Raw genomic sequence first — 19507 nt, forward strand, 5'->3', positions numbered from 1 at the left:
CCTTGACTATTCCGGGTCCAGCCGTAAGGCTGGACGGATCGTTACGGAGAGTCACCGCATGATCGATCTCTACACCGCCGCCACGCCGAACGGCCACAAGGTTTCCATCGCCCTCGAGGAAATGGGCCTGCCCTACAGGGTGCACGCGCTGTCGTTCGACAAGAAGGAGCAGAAGGCTCCGGAATTCCTCAGGATCAATCCCAACGGCCGCATCCCGGCCATCGTCGACCGCGACAACGACGACTTCGCCGTCTTCGAGTCGGGCGCGATCCTCATCTACCTCGCCGAGAAGACCGGGCAACTGATGCCCGCCGACGTCAAGGGCCGCTCGCGGGTGATCCAGTGGCTGATGTTCCAGATGGGCGGGGTCGGCCCGATGCAGGGGCAGGCCAACGTGTTCTTCCGTTATTTCCCGGAGAAGTTGCAGGGCGCCATCGACCGCTACCAGCATGAGACCCGGCGCCTCTACGAAGTTCTCGACGGTCGCCTGGGCGAGGCCGAGTACCTCGCCGGCGACTACAGCATTGCCGATATCGCCACCTATCCCTGGGTGCGCATCCACGACTGGTCCGGTGTCGCCGTCGACGGGCTGGACAACCTGCAGCGCTGGATCGCCGCCATCGAGGCGCGTCCCGCGGTGCAGCGCGGACTGCTGGTGCCGCGGCGGGAGAAGGAGGGCGACGACGCCATCCGTACCGCCCAGTCGATGCTGACCCGTTGAGGGCCGGTATGCGAGGGTTCCTGTTGCTATCCCTGGGCGTTTTCAGCTTTTCGGCGCTGGCCGCCGACCTTCCCGGCAGCCATGACCTGGACATCCTGCCGCGCTTCCCGCGCGCCGAGATCGTCGACTTCCGTCAGGCGCCGAGTGAGGAACGGATCTACCCGCTAGGGGCGATCAGTCGCATCAGCGGTCGCCTGCGCATGGAGGGCGAGGTGCGCGCCGAAGGCGAGCTGACCGCACTGACCTACCGCTTGCCGCCCGAGCACAGCAGCCAGGAGGCGTTCGCCGCGGCGCGCACCGCGCTGCTCAAGGCCGACGCCACGCCGCTGTTCTGGTGCGAGCGACGCGACTGCGGCTCCAGCAGCCTGCTGGCCAACGCCGTGTTCGGTAATGCCAAGCTGTACGGCCCGGACGAGCAGCAGGCCTACCTGCTGGTGCGTCTGGCGGCGCCGCAGGAGAACAGCCTGGTGGCGGTCTACTCGATCACCCGTGGCAATCGCCGCGCCTACCTGCAGGCCGAGGAACTCAAGGCCGATGCGCCGCTGGCGGAACTGCTGCCGAGCCCGGCGACCCTGCTGCGCCTGCTCAAGGCCAACGGCGAACTGACCCTCAGCCATGTGCCGGCGGAGCCGGCCGGCTCCTGGTTGGAGCTGCTGGTGCGGACCCTGCGCCTGGATACCGGGGTGCGGGTCGAGCTGTCCGGCAAGCACGCCCAGGAGTGGCGCGACGCCCTGCGCGGGCAGGGCGTGCTGAACAGCCGCATGGAGCTGGGCCAGTCGGAGGTCGAGGGCCTGCACCTCAACTGGCTGCGTTGAACGCGTTCGCCCGGGCCTGCGGGCCCGGGCGATGGCGAAAATGCCTTCGGCAAGGCCGCCCGCCAGAGTAGACTGCCTTTCCCCCGCGCCCCACGCTCCGGCTGGAAACGGCGCACGCCGAGCGCTGTCTATCGGTGTATCCCCCTTTGAGGAAGGCCTGCCTTGATGTTCGATAACGATCGGCTGTTGCTTCGCGTGCTGCTGTTCGGTCTGCTCGGTGCCAGTCTCTGGGTGCTGGCGCCATTCTGGTCGGCGCTGTTCTGGGCCGCGGTGCTGGCTTTCGCCAGTTGGCCGCTGATGCGCATGCTCACGCGCCTGCTCGGTGGCCGCGAGTCGCTGGCGGCGGGCCTGCTGACCCTGGGCTGGATCGTCCTGGTGGCATTGCCGCTGATCTGGCTCGGCTTCGGCCTGGCGGACAACGTTCGCTCGCTGATGGAGCTGCTGAAGAATCTCCAGGTCGAGGGCCTGCCGCCGCCGCCTTCGTGGATGGCCGGCGTACCGCTGATCGGCGACCGCCTGATCGGCTGGTGGGACTCCATCGACCAACAGGGCGTGGCGTTCTTCTACGTGCTCAAGCCCTATGTCGGCGAGGTCGGCAACTGGCTGCTGGCGCGCAGCGCGAAGATCGGCGGAGGGATCCTGGAACTGGTCCTCAGCCTGATCCTGATCTTCTTCTTCTACCGCGACGGGCCGCGCCTGGAGTCCATCGTCCACCGTGCCCTGGAACGCCTGATCGGCAACCGCGCGGAGCACTATCGCGACCTTGTCGCCGGCACCGTACAGCGGGTGGTCAACGGGGTGATCGGTACCGCCGCGGCGCAAGCCCTGCTGGCCTGGATCGGCTTCATGATCGCCGGCGTACCGGGAGCCATGCTGCTCGGCCTGCTGACCTTCGCCTGCAGCCTACTGATGGTCCCGCCGCTGGTCTGGGGTCCGGCCACCGCCTGGCTGTTCTTCAAGGGCGACTATGGCCACGGGGTGTTCCTCGGCCTGTGGGGCTTCTTCATCATCAGCGGGGTGGACAACATCCTCAAACCCTACCTGATCAGCCGTGGCGGCAACCTGCCGCTGGTGGTGGTGCTGCTCGGGGTATTCGGCGGCCTGCTGGCGTTCGGCTTCATGGGCCTGTTCCTCGGCCCGATCCTGCTGGCAGTGGCCTACAACCTGCTCAGCGACTGGATCGCCAGCACGCCGCGGACGCCGCCCGCCGAAGGGCGCGGCCCGGATGCCTGAGTGACGAAGGAGAAAAAGCCCCGCGATGCGGGGCTTTTTGCGTCTGCGGGGCTACAGGTGTTCGCTGCGGGCCCCCACGTACTGGCTGCGCCCGGCGCCGAGGCCGAACAGGGTGGCGGCGATGGCGACGCCGATGAAGATATAGCCGACTGCGTTCCAGCCGCCGGTCAGGTCGTGGACCACGCCGACCATGAACGGCCCCATGGCCGCCAGGGTGTAGCCGACGCCCTGGGCCATGCCCGACAGATGCGAGGCGACGTGGGCGTCGCGCGAGCGCAGGACGATCAGCGCCAGGGCGATGCTGAAGGTACCGCCCTGGCCGAGGCCGAGCAGGACCGCCCAGCCCCAGATGGTCTGCAGCGGCGCATAGAGGAAGCCGAGCAGGCCGGCGAGGGTGGTCGCCATCACCAGCACCACCGCCAGGCGCTGGTCCCTGGCGCGAGCGGCGAGCCAGGGCGCGAGCAGGGCGGTGATCAGTTGCAGCATCACCGAGCCGGACAGCACCAGGCCGGCTTCCACCGCAGTCATGCCGCGGTCGATCAGGATCGACGGCAGCCAACCGAAGACGATGTAGGCCAGGGACGATTGCAGGCCCATGTACAGCGTGACCTGCCAGGCCAGCGGGTCGCGCCACAGGCCGATGACACGGAAGGCCTGGCGATGGGCGTGCTGGCCCTGGCGGGTCTGCGGCAGCCAGAAGGCGGCGGCGAGGATCGCCGGCAGCGACCAGAACGCCAGCGCCAGTTCCCAGTTGCCGAAGAGCTTCTCCAGCGGCGCGGTAGCGCCGGCGGCGAGCGCTGCGCCCAGGCACAGGGCCATGGTGTAGACCCCGGTCATCACCCCGGCCTGGCGCGGGAAGTCGCGTTTGACGATGCCCGGCAGGAGCACGCCGATGATGCCGATGCTGGCGCCGGCCAGGACGCTGCCGGCGAACAGGCCGAACACCGGGAACAGGCTGCGCAGGACGATGCCGCCGGCCAGGCAGAAGAGGATCAGCAGCACGCTGCGCTCGGCGCCGATACGCCGGGCCAGGCGCGGCGCGAGCGGCGCGAACAACCCCAGGCAGAGTACCGGCGCGGTGGTCAGCAGGCCGGCGGCAGCGGCCGAGAGGCCGGTATCGTCGCGCACCTGGTTGAGCAGGGGGGCGAGGCTGGACAGCGCCGGGCGCAGGTTCAGCGCCACCAGCACCAGGCCCAGCAGGAGCAGCCAGGGGCGTAGTGGCGGCGCCGGCGGAACTGGTTCGTCGTCGACTTCGGCATCGATCAGCAGTTCTTCCGGAGGATGGCCGGGGTGCGCTCCCGGCCGGGCATTCAAGGCGTGAGTCATGGGTCTGTCCCGGGTTCAGATCAGCAGTGCGCGGTTGGCCGCGGCGGCAGCGTCCGGGTCTCCGCGTTCTATGGCGTCGAGCAGTTGCTGGTGCAGCTCGAAGCAGGGCTGGGCCCTTTGTGGGTCGGCCATGGTGCGTTCCAGCGAGGTCCGGATGACCTGCGAGAAATAGCGGTAGAGTTCGCTGAGCACCGGATTGTGGGCGGCATCGACCATCCGTTGGTGGAAGCGGACGTCGTGCTCGATGTAGTCCTGCAGGTCGGCGCTGCCGTAGCGCTGGCGCGAAGCGTCGAGATGTTCGCGCAATGCGCTCAGGTCGCTGTCGTCGCGGCGAACGGCTGCCAGGCGCGCCGCCTCGATCTCGATCATCCCGCGTGCCTCCAGGGAGTGCTGCACCGCGCTGCGCGCCAGCACCAGCATGGTTTCCAGCGGATCGGCGCAGGCGCGCACGTAGGTGCCGTCGCCCTGGCGGACTTCCAGCACGCCGGAGAAGGTCAGCACCCGCACCGCTTCGCGCACGGTGTTGCGGCTCATGCCGAGCAGCTCGGCGAGTTCCGGCTCCGGCGGCAGGCGCTGGCCGAGCGGCCAATGGCCGGCGTCGATGCGCTGGCGGATCTGCTCCAGGGCGATGTCCACCAGGGAGCGCTTGAGGGGAATGGTCACGGAAGAAACATCCAATCATCGGATGAATTTGCGCGCAGGATACCTCGGCAGCTGCAAGCCCGGAAAGCGTCGCTCGGGGAAAAAGCGTTGGCCTGGCGGCGAGACGCATGACGCTGAGCCGCCAGGTCGCCGATGCGTCAGCCTACGGCGGCGGTTTCGCCGGCGCGCAGGGACATGCCCAGTTGCGCTCGTCGGCGCAGCCAGGGACTGGGCCGGTAGCGCGGGTCACCGGTAAGCGTCTGCAAGCGCTGGAGAATGCTCAGCAGGCGCCGCGGGCCGAGGCGGTCGCCCCATTCCAGCGGGCCGTGAGGATAACCGAGGCCGAGGTGCACCGCCTGGTCGATATCCTCGACGCTGGCAATGCCCTGCTGGGCGATGTCGCAGGCGAGGTTGACGATCATCGCCAGTACCCGCTGGACGACGAAGCCGGGACTGTCGCGCAGCACCGTGACCCCGACGCCGTCGCCAGCCAGTAGCGCGTGGGCGGCGTCGCGCATGGCCGGGGTAGTCAGTGGCGAGAGCATCAGGCAGCGCCGGCGCTCGAGGTCGCAGAGCAGGTCGATGCCGACGCTGCGCTCGGCGGGACAGGCGAAGCGCTGCACGGCGCTGCTCAGGTCCTCGCCCCAGGCGGCCAGCAGGCAGAGCGCTGCGGCGGAAGGGCGTTCGCCGGTTTCCGGCTCGACGCCGAGGCGATGCAGCAGTTCGGCGAGCGTGCGGCGGTCGTCCTCGTTTTCGCAGCCCAGCCACACCGGGGGCCGGATGGCGGCCTGCGGCACCGGTTGCGGACCGGGCTTGTCCTGCGGCTGGCCGTCGACGTAGCGATAGAAGCCCTGGCCGCTCTTGCGCCCGAGACGGCCGGCGGCGAGCAACTGGCGGGTCAGCGGGTGTGGGCGGTAGCGCGGTTCCTGGTAGTACTGCTGGTAGATCGATTCCATTACCGGGTGCGACACGTCGAGGCCGGTAAGATCGAGCAGTTCGAACGGCCCCATGCGGAAGCCGGCACACTCGCGCAGCACACGGTCGATCTCGGCGCATTCGGCGACGCCTTCGCCGAGGATGCGCAGGGCCTCGGTGCCATAGGCGCGGCCGGCATGGTTGACGATGAAGCCGGGGCTGTCCTTGGTCCGTACGCCGCGGTGGCCCAGGCGCGCGGCGAGGGCGAGCAGGGCGTCGCCGACTTCCGGAGCGCTGGCCAGGCCGTCGACCACCTCGACCACGCGCATCAGCGGCACCGGGTTGAAGAAGTGAAAACCGGCGACCCGCTGCGGCCGCTCGCAGGCGGCGGCGATGGCGGTGATCGACAGCGACGAGGTATTGCTGGCGAGGATGGTCTCCGGCGCGACTATGGCTTCCAGCCGGCGCAGCAATTCCTGCTTGGCCTCCAGGCGCTCGACGATGGCCTCCACCACCAGTTCGCAGTCGCCCAGTTGTTCCAGGTGTTCCGCCACCCGCAGCCGGTTTTGCGCGGCCGCGGCGTCGGCGGCGCTCAGCTTGCCTTTGTCGCACAGGCTCTCGAAGGTCTGCTGCAGGCGCTGGCGTGCCTCGGCGGCGGCCTCGGCGCGGCTGTCGAACAGCCATACGGTCAGGCCGGCCTGGGCGGCGATCTGGGCGATCCCGGTGCCCATCGCACCGGTACCGACCACGGCGATACAACGAATATCGGGCATCGTCTATTTCCCCTGGTAGTTCGGCGGGCGTTTCTCCAGGAAGGCCTGCATGCCTTCCTTCTGGTCCTGCGAGTCGAACAGCAACTGGAACGCCTTGCGTTCCAGGGCCAGGGCACTGTCCAGCGGCAGGTCGGCACCGGCCAGGACCACCTCCTTGATCTGCGCCAGCGCCAGAGGGGGCAGGCGGGCGATCTCCATGGCCAGTTCCAGGGCGCGCGCCAGCGTCGACTCGTCCGCCACCACTTCGCTGACCAGGCCCATGGCCAGCGCTTGCGGAGCCTTCACCAGGCAGCCGGTGAACAGCATGCGCAGCGCCTGGAACTTGCCCACCGCCCGTACCAGGCGCTGGGTGCCGCCGGCACCCGGCATCACCCCGACCTTGATCTCCGGCTGGGCGAACTGTGCCGACTCGCCGGCGACGATCAGGTCGCAATGCATCGCCAGTTCGCAGCCGCCGCCCAGGGCGAAGCCGTTGACCGCGGCGATCACCGGCTTCGGGCAGCGCGCGATGGCTTCCCAGTAGCGCTCGCCGTGGCGGCCGTACAGGCCGATCGCCGTGCTCGTCGAGAGATCGCGGAGATCGGCGCCAGCTGCAAAGCAGCGCGAGTCGCCGGTGAGCACGATGACGCGGATCGCCGGATCCGCGCCGAGCGTCTGGAAGTGGCTGGCGAGGCGCTGGCGCACTTCGTCGTTCAGCGCGTTCCTGGCTTGCGGACGATTGAGGCGAAGCAGGGCTATATCGGCTGCGGGAAATTCGAGCAGGACCACGGGCGAAGGATCGGCGGACATGGAAGCTCCGATGAATTGATATTTCGCTATGCGAAATATAGTTTCATGATTTATCGAAAATAATCAGCGCCAGCCGTGGCGTTGTAAATACTCGCGTCGGATTTCGGACGATCTACTTATACAATTTACTGTTTTAAAAGGATTTTATTTTCGTTGTTGAAAGTGCATGGGTTCTTCTATTAGTTTCGCTATGCGAAATATGATTTTGTTTTATTGATTTTTTGAAAAAGAGGTCCCTACTATGCGCGGCAACGACGAGCGCCGGAGTCCGGCGGAAGGTGCCAGTACGGAAGCGGAAGTGTCCGCCTTCGAAGCTGTGCTGATCGACCCGATGCAGGAGAAAGACGAGGAACTCAAGGACCGCCAGTTCGTCACCGCGCTGGCCCGCGGGTTGGAATTGCTGCGCTGTTTCACGCCACGGGAAAGCCTGCTGGGCAACCAGGAACTGGCGAAGAAGACCGGCCTGCCGAAGCCGACGGTGTCGCGTCTGACCCACACCCTGACCCGGCTGGGCTATCTGCGTCACCTGCCGCATAGCGGCAAGTATCAATTGGAAGTGGGGGTGATGTCGTTCGGCTACGCGATGCTCTCGAACCTGTCGATTCGCGCGCTCGCCCGCCCGTTGATGGAAGAGATGGCCGGCTACGCCAAGGCCGCGGTGGCCATGGCGGCCCGCGACCGGCTGAGCATGGTCTACCTCGACGTGGTGCATGGCGAGGCCAACCTGACCATGCGTCGCCAGGTCGGCAGCCACCTCTCGCTGCACCGCAGCGCGATCGGCCGGGCCTGCCTGGCGGCGATGCCGGAGGACGAGCGGGAATTCATCCTCGGGCACATCCGCAAGCGCCACCCGGAAGACTGGCCGGAAGTGCGCAAGGGGCTGGAGCGGGCCTTCCGCGACTGTGCCGACTACGGCTTCTGCCTGTCGCTCGGCGAGTGGCAACGCGACGTCAACGCGGTGGGCGTGGCCTTGCACCATGAGAGCCATGGGCTGCTGGCGTTCAATTGCGGCGGGCCGAGTTTCCATCTCAAGCGCGAGAAACTGGAGGACGACATCGGCCCGCGCCTGCTGCACATGGTCCACAACATCGAGGCCGCCACCCGCTGACCGAGGCCGGTGACGGAATCATGGCAACCGGCCTAGTGGCCTATTGGAGTGAGCATGATTCGTGATCCGGAAACCCTGAACCTGCTGCTGGACAGCATCCGCCAGTTCGTCCGCGAAAGCCTGGTGCCTCATGAGCAGGAAGTGGCGGAAACCGACCGCATCCCCGAGGCGATCATCGCCCGCATGCGCGAGATGGGCCTGTTCGGCCTGTCGATCCCGGAGGCCTACGGCGGCCTCGGGGTGACCATGGAGGAAGAGGTGAGCATCGCCTTCGAGCTGGGGCGGACCTCGCCGGCGTTCCGTTCGCTGCTGGGCACCAACAACGGCATCGGCTCCCAGGGCATCGTCATCGACGGCACCGAAGAACAGAAGCGGCGCTACCTGCCGCGCCTGGCGTCGGGCGAACTGCTCAGTTCGTTCTGCCTCACCGAACCGGACTCCGGTTCCGACGCCGCCTCGCTGAAGACCACGGCGGTGCGTGACGGCGAGCACTACGTGCTCAACGGTACCAAGCGCTTCATCACCAACGCCCCGCAGGCCGGCATCTACACCGTGATGGCGCGCACCGACCCGGCGATCCGTGGCGCCGGCGGAATCTCCGCTTTCGTCGTCGAGCGCGGTACGCCCGGGCTGTCCCTGGGCAAGCCGGATCGCAAGATGGGACAGAAGGGCGCGCATACCTGTGACGTGATCTTCGACGACTGCCGGGTGCCTGCCAGTCAGTTGATCGGCGGGGTCGAGGGCGTCGGCTTCAAGACCGCGATGAAGGTGCTCGACAAGGGCCGCCTGCACATCGCCGCGGTCTGCGTGGGGGTCGCCGAGCGGATGCTCGAGGATGCGTTGCGCTATGCCCTGGAACGCAAGCAGTTCGGCCAGCCGATCGCCGAGTTCCAGTTGATCCAGGCGATGCTTGCCGACAGCAAGGCCGAAGCCTACGCGGCGCGCTGCATGGTCATCGACGCCGCGCGGCAGCGCGACGAAGGCCGCGATGTCGGTACCGAGGCGTCCTGCGCCAAGCTGTTCGCCTCGGAAATGTGCGGCCGCGTCGCCGACCGCGCGGTGCAGATATTCGGCGGCGCCGGCTATATCGGCGACTACGGGATCGAGCGCTTCTATCGCGACGTGCGGCTGTTCCGCATCTACGAGGGCACCACGCAGATCCAGCAACTGCTGATCGCCCGCAACATGATCCGCGCCGCCCAGGGCTAGCGTCGATCCTTCGCCTTGTCACCGGCCGTGGCGCAGTCCCCGGCCGGTTGCTCTCCCAGGCGCTGTCCGCGCCACTCTTTACGCTTTCTTTATGCCGTCCGACGCGGCCCTGAATCGCTTCTTTACGCCCCCTTTGCGGAGACTTTCCCTCAAGCGGCAGAGGCCGCTCGAAGGAGAGATCGCACACATGACCGTTCTGGATTGGTTGTCCCTGGCCCTGGCCACGGGATTGTTCGTCTATTTGCTGGTGGCGCTGCTACGCGCCGACCGTGCCTAGGGGAGGGCACATGAACAGCCACGAGATTCTCTTGATCCTGGCCTTTTTCGCCCTGGTCCTGGTGCCTGCACCGTTCCTCGGGCGCTACTGTTTCAAGGTGATGGAAGGCCAACGCAATCTCCTCAGTGCGCCGCTGGCGCCACTGGAGCGCGTCTGCTATCGCCTGTTCGGCGTCGATCCGGCGAGCGAGCAGGACTGGAAGACCTACACCCTGGCGCTGCTGGCATTCAACCTGGCCGGCCTGGTCCTGCTGTTCTCGATCCTCATGCTGCAGGGCAGCCTGCCGCTGAACCCGCAGCACCTGCCGGGCCTGGAATGGACACTGGCGTTCAACACCGCGGTCAGTTTCGTCACCAACACCAACTGGCAGGCCTACAGCGGCGAGGCCTCGCTGAGCTACTTCAGCCAGATGGTCGGCCTCACGGTGCAGAACTTCGTCAGCGCGGCGGTCGGCCTCTGCGTGCTGGTGGCCCTGGCGCGCGGCATCAGCCGCCGCTCCACACGACAGCTGGGCAACTTCTGGGTCGACCTGACCCGCGGCACCCTCTACGTGCTGCTGCCGCTGTGCCTGCTGCTGGCGTTGCTGCTGGTCTGGCAGGGCGTGCCGCAGACCTTCTTCGACTATGTCCATGCCACCACCTTGCAAGGCGCCGAGCAGACCATCCCGCTCGGCCCGGCGGCCAGCCAGATCGCCATCAAGCAGCTGGGCACCAATGGCGGCGGCTTCTTCGGCGTCAACTCGACCCATCCGTTCGAGAACCCGAGCGCCTGGAGCAACCTGTTCGAAGTGGCCTCGATCATCCTGATCCCGGCGGCGCTGGTATTCACCTTCGGCCATTACGTGAAGGACCTGCGCCAGAGCCGCGCGATCCTCGGTTGCATGCTGCTGCTGTTCTGCCTCGGCCTGGGCCTGTCGCTGTGGGCCGAATACCAGCCGAACCCGGCGCTGGCGCAGTTGCCGATCGAGCAGGGCGCGCCGATGGAGGGCAAGGAGAGTCGCTTCGGCACCGCCGCCAGCATGCTCTGGGCGATCACCACCACCGCCGCCTCGAACGGCTCGGTGAACGCCATGCACGACAGCCTGAGCCCCCTGGGTGGCATGCTGCCGCTGCTGAACATGATGCTCGGCGAGGTGATCTTCGGCGGCGTCGGCGCCGGCCTCTACGGCATGCTGCTGTTCGTCCTGATCGCGGTGTTCCTCGCCGGCCTGATGGTCGGGCGGACGCCGGAGTACCTGGGCAAGAAACTCGAGGCGAAGGAGGTCCGCCTGCTGGTCTTCACCCTGCTGGTGATGCCTGTCGGCGTGCTGGTGCTCGGCGCCATCGCCGCCAGCCTGCCGGGGCCGGCCTCGGCGGTGACCAATCCCGGCCCGCACGGCTTCAGCCAACTGCTCTACGCCTACACCTCGGGGAGCGCCAACAACGGCTCTGCGTTTGCCGGTTTCGGTGCCAACACGCCGTTCCACAACCTGATGATCGGCCTGGCCATGCTCATCGGCCGCTTCGGCTACATCCTGCCGATCCTCGCCATCGCCGGCAGCCTGGCGGCGAAGAAGGCCAGCCCGGTGGGGCCGAACAGTTTCCCGACCCATGGTCCGCTGTTCGTCAGCCTGCTCACCGTGACCATCCTGCTGGTCGGCGGCCTGACTTTCCTGCCGACCCTGGCCCTCGGCCCGATCGCTGAACAACTGAGCCTCGGCTTCTGAAGGAATCGTACATGAACGCTCAGACCCAGGCGTCCAAGAACGCCTTGCACAAATCGCTCGAACGTCGCCACAACGCGTCCACCAGCCTCGCCGCCTTGTGGCGGCCGGCGCTGCTGCAAGCCTTCGTCAAGCTCGACCCGCGCCAGTTGCTGCGCTCGCCGGTGATGCTGGTGGTCGAACTGACCGCCGTGCTCACCACCTTGCTGTGCTTCGTCTCCGACCAGGCGGTGCCGACCTCGGTGGCGCTGCAGATCGCCCTCTGGCTGTGGTTCACCGTGCTCTTCGCCAATTTCGCGGAAGCGCTCGCCGAGGGACGTGGCAAGGCCCGCGCGGACAGTCTCAAGGCCGGCAGCCAGGGCCTCTCCGCCAATAAGCGGCGCGCCGACGGCAGTTTCGAGAGCGTCGTTGCCAGCAGCCTGCGCAAGGGCGATGTGGTACGGGTCCAGGCCGGCGAGATGATTCCCGGCGACGGCGAAGTCATCGAAGGCGTGGCGGCGGTCAACGAGGCCGCCATCACCGGCGAATCGGCGCCGGTGATCCGCGAGTCCGGCGGCGATCGCTCGGCGGTGACCGGCAACACCCAGGTGGTGTCCGACTGGCTGCTGGTACGGATCGGCGCCAACCCGGGCGAGTCGACCCTGGACCGGATGATCGCCCTGGTGGAAGGCGCCAAGCGGCAGAAGACCCCCAACGAAGTGGCGCTGGACATCCTGCTGATCGGCCTGACCCTGATCTTCCTGCTGGTGGTGGTGACCCTCAAGCCGTTCGCCCTGTTCGCCGGCGGCAACCTGCCGCTGGTGTTCCTGGTGGCGCTGCTGGTGACGCTGATCCCGACCACCATCGGCGGCCTGCTCTCGGCCATCGGCATCGCCGGCATGGACCGCCTGGTGCGCCTGAACGTGATCGCCAAGTCCGGTCGCGCGGTGGAGGCGGCCGGCGACGTCCACGTGCTGCTGCTCGACAAGACCGGCACCATCACCTTCGGCAACCGCCGCTGCAGCGCGCTGTACGCCGCGCCGGGGGTGAGCGGCAAGGAACTGGCCGAGGGCGCGTTGCTGGCCTCGCTGGCCGACGACACCCCGGAAGGCAAGTCGATCGTCGAATACCTGCGCATCCTGCATCCGATCGAGGAGCCGCGCCGCGAGGAGCTGACGCCGATCGCCTTCAGCGCGGAAACCCGCTTGTCCGGGGTCGACTGGAACGGCCAGGTGTACCGCAAGGGGGCGGTGGATGCGGCGCTGCGCTTCATCGACCTGCCGCGGGAGAAGATGCCCGAGGTGCTTTCGCGGGAGGTGGACAAGATCGCCCAGAGCGGCGGCACCCCGCTGCTGGTGGTAGCCAACGGCCGGCTGCTCGGCGCCATTCACCTGAAGGACGTGGTCAAGCCGGGCATTCGCGAGCGCTTCGCCGAACTGCGCCGGCTGGGCATCCGCACTGTGATGGTGACCGGCGACAACCCGCTGACCGCCGCTGCCATCGCCGCCGAGGCTGGGGTCGACGACGTGATCGCCGAGGCTACCCCGGAGAAGAAACTGGCGCGGATTCGTCAGGAGCAGGGCGAAGGTCGCCTGGTGGCGATGTGCGGCGACGGTGCCAACGACGCCCCGGCGCTGGCTCAGGCCGACGTCGGCATGGCCATGAACGACGGCACCCAGGCCGCCCGCGAGGCGGCCAACCTGGTCGACCTGGACAGCGATCCGACCAAGCTGCTCGACGTGGTCCAGGTGGGCAAGGAGTTGCTGGTCACCCGCGGCGCGCTGACCACCTTCTCCATCGCCAACGACGTGGCCAAGTACTTCGCCATCCTGCCGGCGCTGTTCGTCGGCATCTACCCGCAGCTCGACGTGCTCAACGTGATGCGCCTGCAAAGCCCGCAGAGCGCGATCCTGTCGGCCATCGTGTTCAACGCGCTGATCATCGTCGCGTTGATCCCACTGGCCTTGCGCGGCGTGCGGGTGCAGGCGGCGGACGCTTCGCAACTGCTGCAGCGCAACCTGCTGATCTATGGCGTCGGCGGCCTGGTGGCGCCGTTCCTCGGGATCAAGGCGATCGACCTGCTGCTGACCGCCGTCGGCCTGGCATGAACAACGGCCCTCGCCGTCGGGCGAGGGCCTGGGACTGAAGAGAGGATCTGCACATGTTCAAGCAACTCCGTCCGGCACTGGCGTCACTGCTGGTGCTGAGCATGGTCACCGGCGTGGCCTATCCGCTGCTGGTCACCGGTATCGCCCAACTGGCGTTCCCCGAGCAGGCCAATGGCAGCCTGCTGCGCGACGCCGAGGGCAAGGTGCTCGGCTCGCGGCTGATCGCGCAGAAGTTCGACGGCGAGGAGTGGTTCCATTCGCGGCCTTCGGCGGGCGACTACGCCACCGTTTCCAGTGCCGCGAGCAACCTGGCGCCGAGCAACCCAGCACTGGCCGAGCGCATCGCCAGGGACGCCGCCCAGGAGCGTATCGCCGACCAGGGGCCGGTGCCGCTGGCGCTGGTGACTACCTCCGGTAGCGGACTCGATCCGCAGCTGCCGCCGCAGGCCGCGCGTTACCAGGCGCTGCGGGTGGCCACGGCGCGCGGGCTGCCGCTGCGGCTGGTGGAAGACCTGGTGGAAAGCCACACCGAGCGGCCGCTGGTGGGGCCGGCGGTGGTCAACGTGCTGGCGCTGAACATGGCGCTGGCGGGGTTGAAGCGCTAGGTTTCCCCAGAGACCCACGCAAGGGCTTGCAATATCGCCGCATCGGCGGATGATCGCCGGCGATCGTCCGCCCTGCGCGGCGCAGAGCAACGGAGTACGACCGATCCATGACCGACACCGCACGCGCCGACGCGCTGCTGGCCGACCTGCCCGCTGACGGGCGCGGCCGCCTGAAAGTCTTTCTCGGCGCGGCGCCGGGGGTGGGCAAGACCTTCGCCATGCTGCAGGCCGCCCAGGCCCAGTTGCGCCAGGGCGTGAAACTGCGCGCCGGGGTGGTCGAGACCCACTCGCGGGCGGAAACCGAGTCCCTCCTCGCAGGCGTGCCGCAGCAGCCGCTGCGCAGCCTCGAGTATCGAGGGATGAAACTGCAGGAAATGGACCTCGACGGTCTCCTCGCCGACCCGCCGGCGCTGGCCCTGGTCGACGAACTGGCCCACAGCAACGTTCCCGGCAGCCGCCACGCCAAGCGCTGGCAGGACATCCAGGAGTTGCTGGCGGCGGGAATCGACGTCTACACAACGGTCAACGTCCAGCACCTGGAGAGCCTCAACGACCAGGTCCGCGACATCACCGGCGTGCAGGTCCGCGAGACGGTGCCGGACTGGGTGTTGCAGGAGGCCTACGAGATCGTCCTCATCGACCTGCCGCCGCGCGAGCTGCTGGAGCGCCTGCGCGAGGGCAAGGTCTACGTGCCGGAACAGGCGCGGGCGGCGATCGATGCGTTCTTCTCGCAGACCAACCTCACCGCGCTGCGTGAACTGGCGATGCAGACCGCCGCCGCGCGGGTCGACGCCGACCTCAACCACCGCTACCGCCAGCGCGGCGAGGAAGCGCCGGCGTTGCGCGGGCGGCTGCTGGTGGGCATCGACGGTGACGAACAGGCCGAACGCCTGGTGCGCCACGCCTGCCGGGTCGCCGAACGTCGGCACCTGCCCTGGAGCGTGGTACACGTCGATACCGGCGGCTTGCGCGGCGAGCAGGCGCGGATGCGCCTGCAGGGTGCGCAGCAACTGGCCGAGCGGCTCGGCGGCGAGATCGTCGTGCTGCGCGCCGGCGAGGTGGCGCGGACCCTCCTGCAACATGCCCGCGAGCGCCGCGCCAGCCTGGTCCTGGTTGGCCAGTCGCGGCGCCGCTGGTACCGCCGGGCCTTCGGCGGTGGTCTCGCCGGGCGTCTGCTGCGCGACGGCCAGGGCCTGGAGATCAGTGCCCTGGACAGCGAGGCCGACCTGCGCCCGGCGGAACCGCGGCCACGCTATCCGGTGGTGTGGAACGACTATCTGCTGGCGCTGCTGGCGACCGCCCTGGCCAGCGGCCTGGCCTGGATCGTGGCGCACCTGCTGGAGCTGCCGAACATCTCCCTGGTGTTCCTGATGGCGGTGCTGCTGGTGGCAGTGCGCAGCAGCCTGATGCCGGCACTGCTGTGCGCGGTGGCGTCGTTCCTGGCCTATGACTTCCTGTTCATCCCGCCGCATTTTTCCTTCGCCATCCATCGCCACGAAGACCTGCTGAGCCTGGCGTTCTTCCTATTCATGGCCGGCCTCACCGGCAACCTGGCGGCACGCCAGCGGCGCCAGCTGGAGGCGCTGCGCGATACCCAGGAGGAAACCAGCCTGCTGCTGGAGCTGTCGCGCAAGCTCACCGCCGCCACCGACCGCCAGGCGGTGCTGGCCGCCGCCGCCCAGCAGTTCGACGACTGGAAGGACGTCGAGGTCTGCCTGCTCGGTCAGGTCAATGGCGAGTGGAAGACCGAGGCCGGCGTGCAGCGGCAACTCGCCGACCAGGAACGGGTCGCCGCGGACTGGGCCTGGGCCCACGACCAGCCGGCCGGCCTCGGTACTGGCACGCTGCCCGGAGGACGCTGGTGGTGGTGGCCGCTGTCGGCGGAAGAGGGACCGCTGGCACTGCTCGGTGTCGCGCCGCTTGACGGCCAGCCGCTGAGCCCGCAGCGCCGGCGCCTGCTCGCCGCCCTCGGCCAGCCCCTGGCCCAGGCCCTGGCGCGGGCTCGCCTGGCCGAGGACCTGGAGGCCGCGCGCCTGCACGGCGAAACCGAGCAACTGCGCAGCGCCTTGCTCGCCTCGGTCTCCCACGACCTGCGCACGCCGCTGACGGCCATGCGCGGCTCCATCGACAGCCTGCTGGCGCTGGGCGAGGCGATCCCGCCGGCGGATCGTCGCGAACTGCTGGAAAGCACCCGCGACGAGGCCGAGCGACTGGACCGCTATATCCAGAACCTGCTCGACATGACCCGTCTCGGCCACGGTGGCCTGAAGCTGGCGCGCGACTGGGTGGCGCCGGGCGACATCGTCGGCAGCGCGCTGAACCGCCTGCGCGCGGTGCTGGCGCCGTACCGGGTGCAGGCGATCGTGGCCAACGACCTGCCGTTGCTCTACGTGCATGCGGCGCTGATCGAGCAGGCGCTGATCAACGTGCTGGAAAATGCCGCGCGCTTCTCGCCGAACCACGGCCGGTTGCGCATCGAGGTCAACCAGGATGCCGCCGAGCTGCGTTTCGCGGTGAGCGACGAGGGGCCGGGGATTCCCGAGGCCGAGCGGGAGAAGATCTTCGACATGTTCTACACCGCTGCCCGTGGCGACCGCGGTGGCCAGGGCACCGGCCTGGGCCTGGCGATCTGCCAGGGCATGATCGGCGCCCACGGCGGGCGCATCAGCGTCGGCGAAGGCCTCGACGGTCGCGGCACCACGCTGGTCCTGCACCTGCCGCTGCATCCGCAGCCGGACCTCGGGCAACTGGAGGGCGACGAATGAGCCCGGCGCACTTGCCTGGCGCCTGCGCTCGCGCTATTCCTGCCGTTTCCGCGACGCCGCCGCTGGCCTGTCGCCGTGTTCACCTGCCGTGCCGAGTGCCATGACCCAATTGCAGAACAGCATCCTGCTGATCGACGACGAACCGCAGATCCGCAAGTTCCTCCGTATCAGTCTCAATGCCCAGGGCTACCGGGTGCTCGAGGCCGGCACCGGCGAAGAGGGGCTGGCCCAGGCCGCGCTGAACCGACCGGACCTGGTGGTGCTCGACCTCGGCCTGCCGGACCGCGACGGCCAGGACATCCTTCGCGACCTGCGCGAATGGTCGCAGGTGCCGGTGCTGGTGCTGTCGGTGCGCGCCAGCGAGGGCGAGAAGGTACTGGCCCTGGACGGCGGCGCCAACGACTACGTGACCAAGCCGTTCGGCATCCAGGAGTTCCTCGCCCGCGTGCGCGTCCTGCTGCGCCAGGCGGCGCAGGGCGAAAGCCCGGAGGCGTCGGTGGCGGTCGGCCCGTTGCAGGTGGACTTCGCCTATCGCCGAGTCACCCTGGAGGGTGCGGAAGTGGCGCTGACGCGCAAGGAGTATGCAGTGCTCGCCGCGCTGGCACGCCATCTCGGACGGGTAGTGACCCAGCAGCAACTGCTCAAGGATATCTGGGGTCCGACCCATGTCGAAGACACCCATTACCTGCGGGTCGTGGTCGGCCACCTGCGCCAGAAGCTCGGCGACGATCCGGCCAGCCCGCGCTTCCTGGTGACCGAGGCGGGTGTCGGTTATCGCCTGCGCGACAGCTGACGCGCAGCGCAATTCTGCGCGAGGGGCATGCCTCCCGTGCGTTCATCGCCTATGATGCCGCGCATTCGCGCTGGCCCGGATGCGCCCGGGTCGGTGCCCCGGTGTCACCACGAAGGTCATCATGCAGCAACTGTTGAACGAGATTCTCGATGAAGTCCGCCCGCTGATCGGGCGCGGCAAGGTCGCCGACTACATCCCCGCGCTCGCCGGCGTCGAGCCGAACCAGCTGGGGATCGCCGTGTACAGCCGCGACGGCGAGCTGTTCCATGCCGGCGACGCCCTGCGGCCGTTTTCCATCCAGAGCATTTCCAAGGTGTTCAGCCTGGTCCAGGCGATCCAGCATTCCGGCGAGGACATCTGGCAACGCCTCGGCCACGAGCCCTCCGGCCAGCCTTTCAACTCCCTGGTGCAGCTGGAGTTCGAGCGCGGCAAGCCGCGCAACCCGTTCATCAATGCCGGCGCCCTGGTGATCTGCGACATCAACCAGTCGCGTTTCGCCGCGCCGGCGCAATCGATGCGCGATTTCGTCCGGCGCCTGTGCGGCAACCCGGAAGTGGTGTCGGACTCGGTGGTGGCGCGCTCGGAGTACCAGCACCGCTCGCGCAACGCGGCGGCGGCCTACCTGATGAAATCGTTCGGTAACTTCCACAACGACGTCGAGGCGGTGCTGCTCAGCTATTTCCATCATTGCGCGCTGCGCATGAGCTGCGTCGACCTGGCGCGGGCGTTCTGCTTCCTCGCCGACAAGGGCTTCTGCAAGCACAGCGGCGAGCAGGTACTCAACGAGCGGCAGACCAAGCAGGTCAACGCGATCATGGCCACCAGCGGGCTCTACGACGAGGCCGGCAACTTTGCCTATCGGGTCGGCCTGCCGGGCAAGAGCGGTGTCGGCGGCGGCATCATCGCGGTAGTGCCGGGGCGCTTCACGGTCTGTGTCTGGTCGCCGGAACTGAACGCCGCGGGCAATTCGCTGGCGGGTATCGCCGCGCTGGAGAAACTCAGCGAGCGGATCGGCTGGTCGATCTTCTGAAACCGCCGCCCGTCGTGGCGGCGCTCGAATTCCCGGCGCCGCTGCGCTATGTTCTGCGGCTACCGCTTGCCGGCGCCGGATGCGCCGGTCCACTCGCCAGGAAGGTCGCCATGTCCCGTCCGATCCCCGTTTCCCGTGTCTTCGCCTGCCTCACCGTTCTCGCCGCCTGCGCGCATGCCGGCGCCGCCGAACCGGACTGGCGTGGCTACACCAGCGAACAGCAGCAGCGCAGCGTGCTGGCCGTCGAGCAGGACGCCGAGGCCATCAACAAGCGCTACTACGACAGTGCCTTCGAGGAATTCCTGCCGGAACTGGAGCAACTGGAACTCAGCCTGGCGCAGCCCGTCGTCGCCGTCGACGAGAAAGGCCTGCTGGGCGACTGGAAGTGCCGCTCGACCCAGGCCGACCAGTACGGCATCTATCGCTATCCGAACTTCCAGTGCCGCATCCGGCGTACCGACCGCGGCCTGTTCCTGGAGAAGACCAGCGGTTCGCAGCGGGTCAGCGGCTACCTGTTCCGCGAAGGCACGCAGCGCTACGTGTTCCTCGGCGGCGCCACGGTCAACGACGAGCCCCAGGTGGCCTTCAGTGGCCTGGCCCACGGCGCGCCGGCTGAGTCCGACGTGGTCGCGCTGCTGCGCCCGCACGCCGGTGGCTTCCTCCTGCTGTTCCCGGAACGGCGCGGCGGCTACGAGGTCCTCGAGTTCAGCCGCTGAG

17 protein-coding genes are annotated in these 19507 nt (G+C 68.1%); 13 read left to right on the forward strand and 4 right to left on the reverse strand.

The window, feature by feature from the left end:
• The first annotated feature begins 58 nt into the window (after nt 1-58).
• The 3 genes from HMPREF1224_RS38825 (at nt 59) to HMPREF1224_RS38835 (ending at nt 2769) form a co-directional block, all read left to right on the forward strand.
• On the forward strand, nt 59-721 hold the full coding sequence (locus HMPREF1224_RS38825) for a glutathione S-transferase family protein (RefSeq protein ID WP_003087500.1): 663 nt from the start codon (nt 59-61) through the stop codon (nt 719-721).
• An 8-nt stretch (nt 722-729) separates the two neighbouring features.
• Nucleotides 730-1536: a DUF4892 domain-containing protein gene (locus tag HMPREF1224_RS38830; protein WP_003097863.1), complete on the forward strand. Its 807-nt coding sequence runs from the start codon at nt 730-732 to the stop codon at nt 1534-1536.
• 165 nt (nt 1537-1701) lie between these two features.
• Complete coding sequence (locus HMPREF1224_RS38835; protein WP_003097861.1) at nt 1702-2769, forward strand: AI-2E family transporter; 1068 nt, start codon at nt 1702-1704, stop codon at nt 2767-2769.
• Nucleotides 2770-2820: 51 nt separating this feature from the next.
• Here the strand turns inward: HMPREF1224_RS38835 and HMPREF1224_RS38840 are convergent, their stop codons facing one another.
• The 4 genes from HMPREF1224_RS38840 to HMPREF1224_RS38855 all read right to left on the reverse strand — a co-directional run bounded on the left by HMPREF1224_RS38840 (nt 2821) and on the right by HMPREF1224_RS38855 (nt 7214).
• Nucleotides 2821-4095, reverse strand: a complete 1275-nt coding sequence (locus HMPREF1224_RS38840; RefSeq protein WP_003114593.1) for a CynX/NimT family MFS transporter — start codon at nt 4093-4095, stop codon at nt 2821-2823.
• Nucleotides 4096-4110: 15 nt separating this feature from the next.
• Entirely contained in the window at nt 4111-4758 is a 648-nt protein-coding gene (locus tag HMPREF1224_RS38845; RefSeq protein ID WP_003097856.1) for a FadR/GntR family transcriptional regulator, read from the reverse strand.
• Nucleotides 4759-4895: 137 nt separating this feature from the next.
• Nucleotides 4896-6425, reverse strand: a complete 1530-nt coding sequence (locus HMPREF1224_RS38850) for a 3-hydroxyacyl-CoA dehydrogenase (RefSeq protein ID WP_010794007.1) — start codon at nt 6423-6425, stop codon at nt 4896-4898.
• A gap of 3 nt (nt 6426-6428) precedes the next feature.
• The gene (locus tag HMPREF1224_RS38855) at nt 6429-7214 is read right to left on the reverse strand and encodes an enoyl-CoA hydratase (protein WP_003124891.1); all 786 of its coding nucleotides are present in this window, start codon (nt 7212-7214) and stop codon (nt 6429-6431) included.
• A gap of 241 nt (nt 7215-7455) precedes the next feature.
• Between HMPREF1224_RS38855 and HMPREF1224_RS38860 the strand changes: the two genes are divergently transcribed.
• The 10 genes from HMPREF1224_RS38860 (at nt 7456) to HMPREF1224_RS38905 (ending at nt 19506) form a co-directional block, all read left to right on the forward strand.
• Nucleotides 7456-8322, forward strand: coding sequence for an IclR family transcriptional regulator (locus HMPREF1224_RS38860; RefSeq protein WP_010794008.1), 867 nt, complete (start codon nt 7456-7458; stop codon nt 8320-8322).
• A 54-nt stretch (nt 8323-8376) separates the two neighbouring features.
• Nucleotides 8377-9531, forward strand: a complete 1155-nt coding sequence (locus HMPREF1224_RS38865; RefSeq protein ID WP_003097850.1) for an acyl-CoA dehydrogenase family protein — start codon at nt 8377-8379, stop codon at nt 9529-9531.
• A gap of 187 nt (nt 9532-9718) precedes the next feature.
• Nucleotides 9719-9808 carry a K(+)-transporting ATPase subunit F gene (locus HMPREF1224_RS38870; RefSeq protein WP_003097848.1) on the forward strand — a complete coding sequence of 30 codons (90 nt, stop codon included), beginning with the start codon at nt 9719-9721 and terminating at the stop codon, nt 9806-9808.
• A gap of 10 nt (nt 9809-9818) precedes the next feature.
• Nucleotides 9819-11513 carry a potassium-transporting ATPase subunit KdpA gene (kdpA, locus tag HMPREF1224_RS38875; protein ID WP_003097846.1) on the forward strand — a complete coding sequence of 565 codons (1695 nt, stop codon included), beginning with the start codon at nt 9819-9821 and terminating at the stop codon, nt 11511-11513.
• Between the two features lie 11 nt (nt 11514-11524).
• Nucleotides 11525-13597: a potassium-transporting ATPase subunit KdpB gene (gene kdpB / locus HMPREF1224_RS38880; RefSeq protein WP_010794009.1), complete on the forward strand. Its 2073-nt coding sequence runs from the start codon at nt 11525-11527 to the stop codon at nt 13595-13597.
• A gap of 53 nt (nt 13598-13650) precedes the next feature.
• Nucleotides 13651-14202: a potassium-transporting ATPase subunit KdpC gene (gene kdpC / locus HMPREF1224_RS38885; protein WP_003120424.1), complete on the forward strand. Its 552-nt coding sequence runs from the start codon at nt 13651-13653 to the stop codon at nt 14200-14202.
• A gap of 107 nt (nt 14203-14309) precedes the next feature.
• Nucleotides 14310-16967: a sensor histidine kinase gene (locus tag HMPREF1224_RS38890; protein WP_010794010.1), complete on the forward strand. Its 2658-nt coding sequence runs from the start codon at nt 14310-14312 to the stop codon at nt 16965-16967.
• 100 nt (nt 16968-17067) lie between these two features.
• Nucleotides 17068-17760: a response regulator gene (locus tag HMPREF1224_RS38895; RefSeq protein ID WP_003114598.1), complete on the forward strand. Its 693-nt coding sequence runs from the start codon at nt 17068-17070 to the stop codon at nt 17758-17760.
• A 121-nt stretch (nt 17761-17881) separates the two neighbouring features.
• Complete coding sequence (gene glsB, locus HMPREF1224_RS38900; RefSeq protein ID WP_003087537.1) at nt 17882-18790, forward strand: glutaminase B; 909 nt, start codon at nt 17882-17884, stop codon at nt 18788-18790.
• Between the two features lie 110 nt (nt 18791-18900).
• Nucleotides 18901-19506, forward strand: coding sequence for a DUF4893 domain-containing protein (locus HMPREF1224_RS38905; RefSeq protein WP_003097837.1), 606 nt, complete (start codon nt 18901-18903; stop codon nt 19504-19506).
• Nucleotide 19507 lies beyond the last annotated feature (1 nt).

It is taken from the genome of Pseudomonas sp. P179 (assembly GCF_000478485.2).
Classification (GTDB): domain Bacteria; phylum Pseudomonadota; class Gammaproteobacteria; order Pseudomonadales; family Pseudomonadaceae; genus Pseudomonas; species Pseudomonas aeruginosa.

Bases quoted from the DNA above. Each gene is read 5' to 3' on its own strand.
- HMPREF1224_RS38825 (WP_003087500.1), top strand. From the start codon at position 59: ATGATCGATCTCTACACCGCCGCCACGCCGAACGGCCACAAGGTTTCC.
- HMPREF1224_RS38830 (WP_003097863.1), top strand. From the start codon at position 730: ATGCGAGGGTTCCTGTTGCTATCCCTGGGCGTTTTCAGCTTTTCGGCG.
- HMPREF1224_RS38835 (WP_003097861.1), top strand. From the start codon at position 1,702: ATGTTCGATAACGATCGGCTGTTGCTTCGCGTGCTGCTGTTCGGTCTG.
- HMPREF1224_RS38840 (WP_003114593.1), bottom strand. From the start codon at position 4,095: ATGACTCACGCCTTGAATGCCCGGCCGGGAGCGCACCCCGGCCATCCT.
- HMPREF1224_RS38850 (WP_010794007.1), bottom strand. From the start codon at position 6,425: ATGCCCGATATTCGTTGTATCGCCGTGGTCGGTACCGGTGCGATGGGC.
- HMPREF1224_RS38855 (WP_003124891.1), bottom strand. From the start codon at position 7,214: ATGTCCGCCGATCCTTCGCCCGTGGTCCTGCTCGAATTTCCCGCAGCC.
- HMPREF1224_RS38860 (WP_010794008.1), top strand. From the start codon at position 7,456: ATGCGCGGCAACGACGAGCGCCGGAGTCCGGCGGAAGGTGCCAGTACG.
- HMPREF1224_RS38865 (WP_003097850.1), top strand. From the start codon at position 8,377: ATGATTCGTGATCCGGAAACCCTGAACCTGCTGCTGGACAGCATCCGC.
- HMPREF1224_RS38870 (WP_003097848.1), top strand. From the start codon at position 9,719: ATGACCGTTCTGGATTGGTTGTCCCTGGCCCTGGCCACGGGATTGTTC.
- kdpA (WP_003097846.1), top strand. From the start codon at position 9,819: ATGAACAGCCACGAGATTCTCTTGATCCTGGCCTTTTTCGCCCTGGTC.
- kdpB (WP_010794009.1), top strand. From the start codon at position 11,525: ATGAACGCTCAGACCCAGGCGTCCAAGAACGCCTTGCACAAATCGCTC.
- kdpC (WP_003120424.1), top strand. From the start codon at position 13,651: ATGTTCAAGCAACTCCGTCCGGCACTGGCGTCACTGCTGGTGCTGAGC.
- HMPREF1224_RS38890 (WP_010794010.1), top strand. From the start codon at position 14,310: ATGACCGACACCGCACGCGCCGACGCGCTGCTGGCCGACCTGCCCGCT.
- HMPREF1224_RS38895 (WP_003114598.1), top strand. From the start codon at position 17,068: ATGACCCAATTGCAGAACAGCATCCTGCTGATCGACGACGAACCGCAG.
- glsB (WP_003087537.1), top strand. From the start codon at position 17,882: ATGCAGCAACTGTTGAACGAGATTCTCGATGAAGTCCGCCCGCTGATC.
- HMPREF1224_RS38905 (WP_003097837.1), top strand. From the start codon at position 18,901: ATGTCCCGTCCGATCCCCGTTTCCCGTGTCTTCGCCTGCCTCACCGTT.